General features: G+C 55.7%; 11 protein-coding genes and 1 pseudogene. 10 read left to right on the plus strand and 2 right to left on the minus strand.

From position 1 onward, the window contains the following. Positions 1–250 precede the first annotated feature (250 nt). Positions 251–1,195: a choline ABC transporter substrate-binding protein gene (gene choX, locus EAW52_RS25530; RefSeq protein WP_122044626.1), complete on the plus strand. Its 945-nt coding sequence runs from the start codon at positions 251–253 to the stop codon at positions 1,193–1,195. A gap of 30 nt (positions 1,196–1,225) precedes the next feature. Beyond that, positions 1,226–2,185: pseudogene (locus EAW52_RS27095) on the plus strand (NAD(P)/FAD-dependent oxidoreductase); the annotation flags it as partial. A 160-nt stretch (positions 2,186–2,345) separates the two neighbouring features. Here EAW52_RS27095 and EAW52_RS25535 read toward each other — a convergent pair. After that, positions 2,346–3,257: a LysR substrate-binding domain-containing protein gene (locus EAW52_RS25535; protein ID WP_122044627.1), complete on the minus strand. Its 912-nt coding sequence runs from the start codon at positions 3,255–3,257 to the stop codon at positions 2,346–2,348. A gap of 174 nt (positions 3,258–3,431) precedes the next feature. Here EAW52_RS25535 and EAW52_RS25540 point away from each other — a divergent pair, with 174 nt between their 5' ends. The 8 genes from EAW52_RS25540 (at position 3,432) to EAW52_RS25575 (ending at position 11,955) form a co-directional block, all read left to right on the plus strand. After that, positions 3,432–4,952 carry an ABC transporter substrate-binding protein gene (locus tag EAW52_RS25540; protein WP_122044628.1) on the plus strand — a complete coding sequence of 507 codons (1,521 nt, stop codon included), beginning with the start codon at positions 3,432–3,434 and terminating at the stop codon, positions 4,950–4,952. A 67-nt stretch (positions 4,953–5,019) separates the two neighbouring features. Continuing rightward, positions 5,020–5,937 carry an ABC transporter permease gene (locus tag EAW52_RS25545; protein ID WP_122044629.1) on the plus strand — a complete coding sequence of 306 codons (918 nt, stop codon included), beginning with the start codon at positions 5,020–5,022 and terminating at the stop codon, positions 5,935–5,937. Between the two features lie 10 nt (positions 5,938–5,947). Continuing rightward, on the plus strand, positions 5,948–6,844 hold the full coding sequence (locus tag EAW52_RS25550) for an ABC transporter permease (RefSeq protein WP_122044630.1): 897 nt from the start codon (positions 5,948–5,950) through the stop codon (positions 6,842–6,844). A 13-nt stretch (positions 6,845–6,857) separates the two neighbouring features. After that, on the plus strand, positions 6,858–7,859 hold the full coding sequence (locus EAW52_RS25555) for an ABC transporter ATP-binding protein (protein WP_122044631.1): 1,002 nt from the start codon (positions 6,858–6,860) through the stop codon (positions 7,857–7,859). Continuing rightward, a complete protein-coding gene (locus EAW52_RS25560; protein ID WP_122044632.1) occupies positions 7,856–8,845 on the plus strand; it encodes an ABC transporter ATP-binding protein in 990 nt (329 codons plus the stop codon). The genes EAW52_RS25555 and EAW52_RS25560 overlap by 4 nt, the downstream gene beginning before the upstream one ends. Next, entirely contained in the window at positions 8,842–10,251 is a 1,410-nt protein-coding gene (locus EAW52_RS25565) for a M20 family metallopeptidase (RefSeq protein WP_122044633.1), read from the plus strand. Before EAW52_RS25560 ends, EAW52_RS25565 begins: the two co-directional genes overlap by 4 nt. Further along, positions 10,248–11,438, plus strand: coding sequence for a M20 family metallopeptidase (locus EAW52_RS25570; protein ID WP_122044634.1), 1,191 nt, complete (start codon positions 10,248–10,250; stop codon positions 11,436–11,438). Before EAW52_RS25565 ends, EAW52_RS25570 begins: the two co-directional genes overlap by 4 nt. 37 nt (positions 11,439–11,475) lie before the next feature. Further along, entirely contained in the window at positions 11,476–11,955 is a 480-nt protein-coding gene (locus EAW52_RS25575; protein WP_122044635.1) for a hypothetical protein, read from the plus strand. Positions 11,956–11,958: 3 nt separating this feature from the next. Here the strand turns inward: EAW52_RS25575 and EAW52_RS25580 are convergent, their stop codons facing one another. Next, complete coding sequence (locus EAW52_RS25580; RefSeq protein WP_122044636.1) at positions 11,959–12,462, minus strand: Lrp/AsnC family transcriptional regulator; 504 nt, start codon at positions 12,460–12,462, stop codon at positions 11,959–11,961. Positions 12,463–12,538 lie beyond the last annotated feature (76 nt).

Genomic DNA, 12,538 nt, shown 5'->3' on the forward strand with positions numbered 1-12,538 from the left:
CTGGATAGGTATGCCAGCGTGCTTGGCGAACGCCAACCATACTATGTGCCGCATCATTTCTACCGTCTAATTACTAATACTCGGAAGTATAAGTTTTTTGCATGAACCCTATAAGCTCCGATGCAGTCGCCGGGTGCCTTATCGACAAGTAGCCTTTATTGCGTAGCCCAGAATAAAAGTTTGACCGTATTACTTTACGCGTTGCCCTCTGCCTTTAACTACTTATTAAAACAACCCGCGGAGGCGCCCTATGCGCATTTCGAGCTTGCTGTTGATCATTTCGAGTCTGATGCTCTCCACGTTACGGCCGATGTTCGCCGCAGAACACGAACAATGCAAAGCCATACGCCTCGCAGACTTGGGCTGGGCGGATAATGCCGCCAATAACGGTATTACCATGGCGTTGGCGCAATCCATCGGTTATAGCCCGTCACGCATGATGGTAGCCGTTCCGATCGCCTTGGCATCCATACAGAACGGAAAAATCGACGCGTTTCTAGATTACTGGTCACCGTCGTTGGATCCGACTGTGATGCCTCTGGTAGAGCAAGGTAAACTCCTCAAGCACACACCACCCAACCTGACAGGCGCCAAATATACCTTGGCCGTACCTGACTACTTGGCCGAGCAAGGTTTGCGCTCATTCCAAGATATTGCAAAATTCAAGGACCAGCTGGGTGGGAAAATATATGGTATAGAAGCCGGCAGCGGCGGGAATACCACTATCAGCACGATGTTGGCAGATAATCACTATGGTCTTAAAGGATTTAAGCTGGTCGAGTCCAGTGAGGCAGGCATGCGCATGCAGGTCGCCCGCGCGATAGCTCGCAAACAACCGATTGTGTTTCTAGGGTGGGCGCCTCATCCGATGAACCTTGAATTCAAGATGACATACCTTACGGGTGGAGATGAAGTCTTTGGCCCTGATTTTGGAGCGGCCAAGGTCTATACCATTACCTCGCCGGATTATGCTAAACGGTGTCCAAATGCGGCGAAATTGATCAGCAATATGCGCTTTGACACGCAAATGGAAAGTGAGCTCATGGTCGGAATTTTGGACAAACAGGATCCAGTCACGCTGGCTACCGACTGGATTAGAAAAAACCCCGATTGGCTGGAAATCTGGCTAACCGACATTACTACATTTGATGGTAGGCCTGCATTGCCTATAGCCAAGGCTTATTTTGCACGCTGAACCAGCATTGGACATGGCTCTTTAAAAGGTATAAGAGCCGGTCCGTGCGGTTTGGCTCAGCTAAGAGCATTTCAATCCGCCAGGATGAAAGGTGCTGAAACTCCTGAGTTAGTGTGCTACGGAAAGCAGCAAGACTGGGCGGTCAATGGAACTACACTTGGCGGACTGGTTTGGATGAGAATGGTGAACCCGTCCATAGCAGTCTGTATCATTACTTGTGGTTAAACGGTCCTAAAGAATGCGTGGAGTCTGCGGACTATACATTTGATGAGCATATTGGCAGACCGATTCCTTCCTACCCGCCACGTGCTGTGCTCTGGGATTACATTAAAGGTCATGTTAAAAAGGCTAGCGTACGTCCCTAGATTCTATTCGCTTTAACACAGTAGCACTTTACGTAATTATGATTGAGAGCGAGAAACTTTTACTGTAACTATACATGATCATTGCACTGATGTAGTTAGCTCCTCTGAGTTCGACTACGTTATTAACGCTTGTAGTCTTTTTTCTACATCACATGTACCTTATTACTCTGACTTTGAGAGCTTCGGCGGCCGTATTTTACATGCCCATGACTTCTATGAAGCCCTTGAGTTTAAAGGTCAAGACATCTTAGTCATGGGTAGCAGTTACTCGGCTGAGGCTATTGGTCTCAGTCCTACAATATGGATCAAGCTCTACTACAAGTTGCTATCGCACAGTCCCAATGGGATATCACTTTCCAGAGAATTGGGAGGAAAAACCCTCTATTGGAGCGCGTTGAGGGGAATACTGTTTCCTCCTAGATGGCACTCGTAAGCATATCGACGCCATAACACTCTGTACGGGCTATAAACATCATTTTCTTTTTTGGCAGAGGAGTTATGTCTAAAGATGAAAAATCGCCTCTGGCCAATGAACTTATATAAAGGAATATTTTGGAACTATACTCCAAAATTCGTATATCTTGGCGTGCAGGATCAATGGTATTCCTACAATATGTTTGATGCTCCTTTCCTTCTCTATCGCTACCGCGATTAATTCACATACCTCCAGGGATGGGCAACCCTATTGCCATCTTTACAACCCGGGCCGCCTGAATCGTTGGGAAAAAGAACCTGATGAGCACAGATCATATCTTGTCAGGTTAGGGTTCTCCGACAAAGGGCATTCACGTCATTTCAACCAGCGATTCGATCAGGAAATCCCGGAATACCTTAACCGCTGCGGGCAGGAGGCGCCCAGCCATACTCTGCAGTTCGACACGTCGGGCCTGCATACCCTCATCAACAATCGGTATCAGTTTGAGTTCATTGTCCAATACTCGACGGTGCAAAGTCATGCGGCTTGCCAGGCTGATGCCACCTTCCTCCATGGCGAACCGGTATAACGGCCCGATGGCCGAGCAGGTGAGCACTGGTTCGAAATACAACCCTTGCGCAGCACAGGCAATATCAAACAGCTGACGTATAGTGGTATCACTCTGCGGCAAGGCAATGGGGTAGGCCTGCAGTTCGGCCAGGCTGACCGCCTCACGCGCCGCCAGCGGATGCCTGTTGGAAACGACTGCATGAATCGCTCCTGTGATGGTGTGCTCTACCTTGATCTCGCGCTCGGGGGATAGGCTGAACGTGAGCGCCAAGTCCGCCTCACCGATTCGGACCTTGCTCGTGGCGTTTGCTGGCGCCGTAACCTCTAGCGTGAAGCGGATGCCTTGATAGCGCTTACGAAACGCCGCGATTGCCGCTGGCAGAAAATCTAGGGCGAATCCTTCCGACGACACTAGCCGAACTTGTCCCCGTTGAAGGCCATGCAGCTCCTTGATCTCCGAGACTACCTGTTCGGCGTCCAGTTGCGCCTTGCGTGCGTGAACTGCCAGCCTATGACCCGCCTCGCTCAAGACCATACCACGGGCACGACGCTCAAAAAGCAAACAGTTGAGATCGCGCTCAAGCTTGGCAATCTGTCGGCTGACAGCCGACGCCGCCACGTTGAGCCGTAAAGACGCCTCACTAATCGAACCGTAGCGTGCTACCTCAAGGAAATATCGCAGCGCCGTGGATTGCATACCGTAGAGCTGCATATCTCCTCCTGCCATGCCATTTCGGCAATGAAAGTTTCTAAATATTATTCTTGTGGCATTTCACGAACCGCGTCTAGAGTTAGCTGAGCAAAAATTAGAAACGTTAATAGTTTCACTCTTTCGCATTGCGATCCTGCCTTTGATAGCACCAATAACGCCAACGGAGACGACGGCATGGGATTCAAAGGTTTCGCCTGCAGCACCGCGCTGCTTTCGTTTTTCCTGCAAACGTCCGCTCATGCCAGCAAGGCGGATGACACCCTAGTCTATGCCTCGGACAGTGAACCAGAAAACATCAGCCCTTATCACAACGATGTTCGTGAAGGCGTCATTCTTGGTCGCCTGATTTGGGACACACTTATTTATCGTGATCCCGACTCAGGCGAATACAAGCCGATGCTGGCCAAAAGCTGGAAACAGGTCGACAACAAGACGATCGATTTCGAGCTTAACCAGGGCGTGAAATTTCATGACGGCAACGAATTCACGGCCGATGACGCGGTGTTCACTCTCAACTGGGCCGTCTCACCGGATTCCAAGGTCGTAACCCGGCAGAGCGTGGACTGGATCGAAAGCGCCGAAAAACTCGGCAGCTATTCAGTGCGCCTGCACATGAAGAAGCCTTTCCCGCCCGCGTTAGAATATCTGTCCAGCGTCGTGCCAATGTTTCCCAAAGCCTATTTCGAAAAGGTAGGGCTAGCCGAGTTCGCCAAAAAGCCGATCGGAACCGGACCCTACAAGGCCGTCTCGATCACGCCTGGGCAGGGTGTGACGATGGACAGGAACCCGAACTATTTCAAGGACAGCCCTCAAGGTCAGCCTCATATCAGCCATATCCGCTTCCGAGTCATCCCCGATCCAGAAACCCGTCTCGCCGAACTCATGACTGGCGGTATCGATTGGGCCTGGCGGATCGCTCCCGACCAAGCCGAACAGCTCAAGGCCGTGCCCAACCTAACGGTCAAGAGCAGCGGCACCATGCGTATCGGCTTTCTCATTCTAGACGCCCGCGGCACGTCCTCGCAGGATTCGCCGCTGGCCAACCTGAAGGTTCGCCAAGCGATCAACTACGCGATCAACCGCGAGGGCTTGTCATCACAACTGGTGGGAGGCGAAAGCAAACCGCTGTACGCCGCCTGCTACCGGGGCCAGTTCGGCTGCGACGAAACGGTGGCGACGAAGTATAGCTACGATCCTGAGAAGGCCAGGGCATTGCTCAAGGAAGCCGGCTATCCGGATGGCTTCGAAACCGAGCTGTTCGCCTATCGCGATCGAGACTATGCCGAGGCCATTCTCGGCAATCTGCGAGCGGTGGGCATCAAAGCTAACCTGCGCTACTTGAAATACGCCGCGCTGCGTGATCAGCAGCGTGGCGGCCATGTGCCGATATCACTTCAGGCGTGGGGCTCGTTCTCTATCCTCGACGCCTCCGCTTCGGTGGGTACTTGGTTTGGTGGCAACGCCGATGACAACATCAAGGATCCGCAAGTCCAGGAATGGATCAAGAGCGCCAACAACGCTCCTGATCCGGCGGTGCGTAAGGAGGCCTATGCCAAGGCGCTCAAACGCATCAGCGAACAGGCTTATTGGGCTCCGCTGTTCAACTATTCGATGAACTACGCCTATTCCAATGACCTGAAGTTCACGCCCTATCCGGACGAGTTGCCTCGCTTCACGCTTTCCAGCTGGAACTGACGCCGCGCACCCGGCTCGGGCGTCATCGACGAGCCGGTTTCTTTTCAGACAGAACCGAGGGCTTTCCATGCTTGGATTTTTCCTTCGCCGCCTGGGCATCGCGCTATGCGTAACCCTAACGGTCTCGGTAATCAGCTTTTCGCTGCTGCATCTCTCCGGCGACCTTGCCACTGCGATCGGCGGTCCCGAGGCTACCAGCGAGCAGATCGAACAGATTCGGCTCGAATATGGCCTGAACAAACCCCTGGTCACCCAGTATTTCGAATGGCTGGTCGACCTGTTGCACCTCGACCTGGGTAATTCGTTCTTCTTTCAGGAGAGCGTGATCAACCTGATCGCCGAACGGTTACCCATCACGCTGGGCTTGGGTGCCCTGTCCCTGGGGATCGCCCTGTGTATCGCCGTTCCCCTCGGCGTGTTGGCAGCGGTGAAACGGGATACCTGGATTGATCGACTGGCCTTGTCTATTGCCGTTCTCGGGCAGGCGATGCCGAGCTTCTGGTTCGCACTGATGCTTATTGTCGTCTTTTCGGTCACCCTGCATTGGCTACCGGTTTCCGGCAACGAGACGCTCCTGCATTTCGTGATGCCAGCCATTGTCCTGGGCTACTACGCAACCCCTTCAATCATGCGTCTGACCCGCGCCGGCATGCTTGACGTCCTGTCCTCGGATTACATCCGCACCGCGCGGGCCAAGGGATTGCGGCCCGGACGGGTCCTGTTCAAGCATGCCTTGCGCAATGCACTGATCCCGGTTGTGGCCCTAGCTGCGGTGGAGTTCGGCTTTATGCTCGGCGGCTCGGTCGTCATCGAGACCGTGTTCTCATTGCAAGGTGTCGGACAATTAGCCTGGGATGCCATCGCCCGGGATGACTTTCCTGTCGTCCAGGCGGTGGTGCTGCTCATCGCCCTGATCTACATCGTGCTTACTCTGCTCGCCGACCTGTTGAATGCGCTGCTCGATCCGCGCATTCGCGTGCGCTAGGAGAATCCACATGAGTGCCACGCTCGCTATCAACGATTACCTGCCGCCAGCAAACAGCTTTACCCGTACGCTGCGCAAGAGCCTTGGCCATCGTGGTTTTTCGATCGGCATAGTCATGCTTGCTCTGATCGTGCTGGCCGCGCTGCTTGCTCCCTTGCTCACCCCTCATGATCCCTATACCCAGGATGTGTTGCAGCGAATGAAACCGCCGGTCTGGATGGCCAAGGGCAGCTGGGAGCATGTTCTCGGGACGGACAAGCTGGGCCGCGATTATCTTGCCCGTCTGCTGTACGGCGCCCGAATATCCCTGCTCATCGGCCTGGCAGCTGCGGTGGTTTCCGGTGTGATAGGAACCGCCCTGGGGCTTCTGGCCGGCTACTACGGTGGCAAGCTCGACGCCGTGATCAGCTATATCATCACCACACGCCTGGCGCTGCCGGTGGTCATGGTCGCCTTGGCATCGGCCTCGCTGGTCGGCGGCTCGCTACAGGTAGTTATCATACTGCTCGGCTGCCTGCTCTGGGACCGCTTCGCTGTAGTGGTACGTGCTGCCGTACAGCAAATCCGCAATACCGAATACATCGCCTCGGCCCAGGCACTGGGTTGCTCTACCCTGCGTATTCTAATTAGCGAGATCCTGCCAAATCTGCTTGGCGCACTGATCGTCATCGCGACGCTTGAAATGGCCCACGCCATTCTGCTCGAGTCGGCGCTGTCCTTTCTCGGCGTGGGAGTCCAGCCGCCGATTCCATCGTGGGGCCTGATGATCGCCGAGGGCAAACCCTACATGTTCTTTTCCCCTTGGGTCATCGCCATTCCTGGTATCGCCCTCATGCTGTTGGTGCTTGCCATCAATCTGGTCGGTGACGGAATCCGCGATCTGACGCTGCCCGATGGGCGCAACTAATAGGAGGCTTACCATGGCTCTGCTCCATGTTGAAGACCTGCGTATTGACATCCCATTGGGTGACGATTGCCTGCATGCCGTCCGAGGCCTGACCTTTCAGGTCGAGCGCGGCGAAATGCTTTGCATAGTTGGCGAGTCCGGCTGCGGCAAATCGCTGACCTCACTCGCCCTGATGGACCTTCTACCACGCAAGGCGCAGCGCAGCGCCGCACGGTTGCAGTTGGACGGTATCGATCTGCTCGCATGCAATGAGCGCCAGATGTGCGACCTGCGCGGAAACCGACTGGCAATGATCTTTCAGGAGCCTATGACATCGCTGAATCCTGCCTACAGCATTGGTGATCAGTTAAGCGAAGTGCTTCGGCAACACCGACCAGTTTCGCGCAAGCAAGCCTGGGCGCGAGCCGCCGAGATACTGGAAAAGGTTGGAATCAGCAACGCCACCGAACGCCTACGGCAATACCCGCATCAGCTCTCTGGCGGCCTGCGCCAGCGTATCGTGATCGCAATGGCCTTAATGTGTGAACCGGACCTCATCATTGCCGACGAACCTACCACCGCCCTGGACGTTACAATCCAGGCACAGATTCTGCGGCTAATTCATGATATTCAGCGTGAGTCAGGCGCTGCCGTCATTTTCATTACCCATGATCTGGGGCTGGTCGCACGCATCGCGGACCGCGTTGCGGTCATGTATGCCGGACAAATCGTCGAAACAGCTCCCGCCTCGGAACTGTTCAACAACCCGCAACACCCCTATACCCGAGGTCTTCTCGCCAGCATCCCGATCCCGGGCCGGACACGGCCCGGTCAGGCGCTGGGCTCGATTCCCGGTCTGGTACCAAGCCTCGTCGGCGTACAGCATGGCTGCGCGTTTCGCAACCGCTGTTCCCAGGCGGTCGATGCCTGCGTCGAATCGGCACCGATTCATGAGCACGGCACACATATGGCACGTTGCCGTTTCGCCGAACTCGATACTCATTATCCGGCCCGCCTGGAAGGAGCAGTGTCATGAGCACCGATATCGCGCTCGAGCTTTGCGACATCCGTCGGGAGTTTACTATTCGGCGTGGGTTGCTGAAGGCACCGGCCACACTTAAGGCCGTCGACGGGGTATCCCTACGGTTAATGCGTGGAGAAACACTGGGCCTGGTCGGTGAGTCCGGCTCGGGTAAGAGTACGCTGGCCAAGATACTGCTCGGGCTGCTGAAGCCTTCCGGTGGCGATGTGCTAGTGAACGGCAGGTATTTGACCAGTACCGATCGCAAGGACATGGCGCGACACATCCAACCGATTTTCCAGGATCCTTATTCATCGCTCAATCCACGCAAAACGCTACGACAGATCGTGACATTACCTCTGATCGTTCATGGCATAGGCACTCCCGCCGAGCGAGATCGCCGGGCCCTGGAAATGCTCGACGTGGTAGGCCTGCCCAAAAGGGTCATTGACAGCTACCCGAACCAGCTATCCGGCGGGCAGCGGCAACGGGTAGCGATTGCCCGGGCCTTGGTCATGCGGCCAGATATATTGATCTGCGACGAGCCTACTTCCGCACTGGACGTGTCGGTTCAGGCGCAAATCCTCAATCTGCTGCTTGATCTCAAACGCGAGTTTGGTCTGACCTATCTATTGATCAGCCATAACCTCGCGGTAATAGAACACCTGGCGGATCGGGTCGCCGTGATGTACCTCGGACGCATTGTCGAGCAGCGGTCGTGCAAGGCGGTATTTGCCGAGCCCGCCCATCCCTATACGCAAGCCCTGCTCGACTCGGTGCTAACGCCCGATCCGACCCTGGGTATACCGGACATAGGCCTGCGCGGTAGCTTTCCGAACCCGATCAGTCCCCCCTCCGGCTGTACCTTCCATCCGCGCTGCGCCCACTGCTTTGAGCCATGCTCCGGCACTGCGCCTGGGGGCCTCCCGATCCAGGGCGGTTCTGTCCGTTGCCATCTTCACGATTCCCGTTTCCAACCCATGGAGTTGCGTGCCTCATGAGCCGTTCCCAAGCCATCGATTCCGTTTCCCAAGCCTTTGAGCAGGGCGCTTTTTTGTCAATTCTCAATGAGAGCGTGACCTACCGCACCGAAAGCCAGGAACCCGGACAGCTGCTCGAGCTATATCGCTACTTACGTGAATACGTTACGCCGCGGGTGGAAAAACTAGGTTTCATGGTTGCGATTTATGACAACCCAGTCGACGGACGCGGCCCGCTGATGATCGCCACACGAATCGAAGATCCGGATTTGCCAACCGTACTGAGTTATGGCCATGGCGATGTGATCCGGGGCTATGATGCGCAATGGCGCGAAGGCCTGTCGCCCTGGCGCGTCACTGTTGAAGACGATCGCTGGTATGGTCGCGGTACCGCCGACAACAAGGGCCAGCACCTGATCAATCTGCTTGCGCTGGAGCATGTGATTCAGGCACGGAAAGGCAAGCTCGGTTACAACGTTAAGCTCCTCCTGGAAATGTGTGAGGAGGACGGCTCCGCCGGCCTGCGCGAGTTTTGCCAGGAAAAGCGACAGGCCTTGGCCGCAGATGTCTTCATTGCCTCGGATGGTCCGCGCCTAGCAGCGGCGCGCCCAACTTTATTTCTTGGGTCCCGCGGCGCGTTCAATTTCGAGCTGAGCGTGAACCTACGTGACGGCGCTCATCATTCTGGCAACTGGGGCGGACTCCTGCGCAACCCGGGGATCGTACTGGCTAATGCCATTGCCTGTCTCGTCGACCAGAACGGACAGATACAGGTGCCCGGTCTCAAGCCGCGAACACTGCCGGACCCTGTTCGCCGCGCGCTAGCCGACATCGAAGTCGGCAATGGCCCGGGCGATCCGGACATCGATCCCGAATGGGGTGAGCCGGGACTTACCCCGTCCGAACGGGTCTTTGGCTGGAACACCTTGGATGTCCTGGCGTTCAAGACAGGTAATCCAGAAGCACCGGCCCACGCCATTCCCGGTCATGCCAAGGCGCATTGCCATATCCGTTTTACCGTCGACAGCGACTACACCACATTCATCGAGATGATTCGCAACCACCTGGACGCCCATGGCTTTCAGGACGTCGATGTATGCCAGACACGCATGGAGGTCATGCATGCCACCCGACTCGATCCAGACAATCCCTGGGTACGCTGGGCCCTGAAATCGCTGGCCCGCACCACTAACAAGAAGCCTGCGCTATTGCCTAACCTAGGTGGCTCGTTGCCAAACGATGTCTTCGCTGATGTGCTCGGGCTGCCAACACTCTGGGTGCCGCACTCCTATCCGGCATGCTCGCAGCATGCGCCGAACGAGCACTTGCTGGGCTCGGTCGTCCGGGAAAGCCTGCAGATCATGGCCGGGCTGTTCTGGGATCTGGGCGAAGCCGGTCCGGCGCTGGTTGGGGAGCGCTCCCAATGACCGCCAAACAACAGGCTATCGAGTGGCTTGCTACTCAGCGCGAAGCCATGGAAACACTGCTGCAGCATCTGGTCGATACCGACTCCAACAGTTATGACAAGCCCGGGGTCGATGCTGTTGGGCAACTGCTCAGCCAGGCCCTGGAATCGGATGGCATCGCTGTAGAGCGTATCGCCATCGACGGTTTCGGCGACATACTGCAAGCCGAGGTGAAGGGGCAAGAAGGTAAGCCAGTGCTCCTCCTCGGGCATCGGGACACCGTCTTTCCCAAGGGGACAGTCAGCGCACGTGGCTATACCACTGACGGGCGGCTCTCATTTGGCCCAGGTGTTGCTGACATGAAAGGTGGTTTAGTACTGAACTGCTTTGCGCTCAAGGCACTTCAGCGTCTGGGTCCGCTGCCCTTTCCGGTTCAGGTCCTGTTCACCGGCGACGAGGAGATAGGCTCTGGAACGGCGCGCCCCTATATCGAAGCCGCCGCGCAGTCGGCCCGCGCAGTATTCAACACCGAACCGGGCCGGGCCAGCGGTAATGTTGTCAGCGCACGCAAGGGTGGCGCTACATTGACCATCGAAGTAAGCGGACGAGCCGCGCATTCCGGGGTAAATCATGCCGACGGAGCGAGCGCTATCGGTGCCCTTGCCCACAAGATCACAAAACTGCATGCGTTAACCGATTACTCTTGCGGTATCACCACTAATGTAGGGCTTATATCCGGGGGCACATCGAGCAATACCGTAGCACCGAATGCCACGGCCCAACTCGATATCCGTTTCGTGGAGCTGACGCATTGGGACAGCATTCTCGCCTCGGTTGAGGCCATCGTAGCGGAAGATGACGTGCCGGGTACCTCCGCACGACTCGTACCTGGCGCAAACTTTTTACCTATGGAAGCCCCGCATAGCATGCATTTGCTTGGCCTGTACCAGCAGCAGGCCAAGCTTCTGGGCTTTGAAGTAGAAGGCGAGTTCACCGGTGGTTGCGCTGATTCAGGCTTTACTGCCAGCCTCGGGATTCCGACGCTTTGCGGATTGGGGCCGGTCGGGGGGAAAGTTCATACTGACCGGGAATACCTGGAACTCGATACGCTGGTGCCTCGGACCCAGGCGCTTGTAGCAACTATCCTGGCGCTGGCCGATACGTCAGGAAACCATCAAGTGCTGTCGACCTGGCCTATGCAAGACTGAAGGGCCCGCTATCAATCCAAACGATAGGAAGTTTCTCATGGTCATGTCCGATGGAAACATGCGTTTCGAATGGCTGGTAGCGCCCTGCTCTAATACCTTGGTAACGATCATTGGTACAAGCGGCCCATCCGCTGATCTTTTGGAAACCTTGCAGCTTCGGCTGGAGGGATGGATAAACATTGCGATTCTAAAGCTCGAAGATATCGAGACCTGGCGACAGGACTGGCAAGCCTCCCTTTCCCTTACACCAAAGCGCCTGAAGACATCGCCCAGCCATATCGAACAGGTTTTAGCAGGTTTACCGCGACGCTGCCACCTTGTTACGCTCGATGCCAGTGCAGATCCACACCTGATCTGGATCGGGTCGGTGTATGGTCATCCCCTGCGGGTGTTTTTGCCAACGGCAACACCAGACGAAGTGCCCTGCATGTCAAGCAGTCGGCAAGTCGACGAAATCCAGGCGGCAGTCGCCTGTCTGCTGCGCCAGACACTTGAAGATATACCACTCCTGCCGTAGTTCTTACAGCGGTATCTGGGTACGAGAAAGAACCTGCCTGAGCCCCATGAACGAGCGGATCTGTCGAACGCCGGGTAGATAAAGTAGCTGTTCGGCATGTAGTCGATTGAAACTCTTGCTATCCCGCGTCCGAATCAGCATGAAATAGTCGAACTCACCCGTTACCACGTGGCATTCCATACAGCCCGATACCTTTTGTGCGGCATCTTCAAAAGCGGCAAAAGATTCCGGAGTCGAGCGATCCAGCACGACACCAATAAGGATGACCATACCTACGTCTAGTGACTCCGCATCGAGCAACGCCACTACGCCACGAATCAGCCCGGCCTGCTTGAGTCGTTCGACTCGACGCAGACAGGCTGGCGGGCTGAGATTGACCCTTTCGGCAAGGGCAACGTTAGAAATGGACGCATCGACCTGAAGTATTCGCAAGATGGCTTTATCAGTTCGATCCAGATCGATCTTGATGGCCTCTCCTTCCTTCTGATCATTATTCGGCTTATACATGCATCAACCCTCACTCGGCAGCACGGCGACACCATCAAGCGCCTTAACTTTATTTCGATGAAAGGCTATGGTATGA

The sequence above is a fragment of the Pseudomonas sp. LTJR-52 genome, from assembly GCF_003691465.1.
GTDB classification, from domain to species: Bacteria; Pseudomonadota; Gammaproteobacteria; order Pseudomonadales; family Pseudomonadaceae; genus Chryseomonas; species Chryseomonas luteola.

Coding starts and splice junctions, on each gene's coding strand:
- EAW52_RS25565 (WP_122044633.1), top strand. CDS start 8,842: ATGAGCCGTTCCCAAGCCATCGATTCCGTTTCCCAAGCCTTTGAGCAG.
- choX (WP_122044626.1), top strand. CDS start 251: ATGCGCATTTCGAGCTTGCTGTTGATCATTTCGAGTCTGATGCTCTCC.
- EAW52_RS25560 (WP_122044632.1), top strand. CDS start 7,856: ATGAGCACCGATATCGCGCTCGAGCTTTGCGACATCCGTCGGGAGTTT.
- EAW52_RS25570 (WP_122044634.1), top strand. CDS start 10,248: ATGACCGCCAAACAACAGGCTATCGAGTGGCTTGCTACTCAGCGCGAA.
- EAW52_RS25535 (WP_122044627.1), bottom strand. CDS start 3,257: ATGCAGCTCTACGGTATGCAATCCACGGCGCTGCGATATTTCCTTGAG.
- EAW52_RS25545 (WP_122044629.1), top strand. CDS start 5,020: ATGCTTGGATTTTTCCTTCGCCGCCTGGGCATCGCGCTATGCGTAACC.
- EAW52_RS25555 (WP_122044631.1), top strand. CDS start 6,858: ATGGCTCTGCTCCATGTTGAAGACCTGCGTATTGACATCCCATTGGGT.
- EAW52_RS25540 (WP_122044628.1), top strand. CDS start 3,432: ATGGGATTCAAAGGTTTCGCCTGCAGCACCGCGCTGCTTTCGTTTTTC.
- EAW52_RS25580 (WP_122044636.1), bottom strand. CDS start 12,462: ATGTATAAGCCGAATAATGATCAGAAGGAAGGAGAGGCCATCAAGATC.
- EAW52_RS25575 (WP_122044635.1), top strand. CDS start 11,476: ATGGTCATGTCCGATGGAAACATGCGTTTCGAATGGCTGGTAGCGCCC.
- EAW52_RS25550 (WP_122044630.1), top strand. CDS start 5,948: ATGAGTGCCACGCTCGCTATCAACGATTACCTGCCGCCAGCAAACAGC.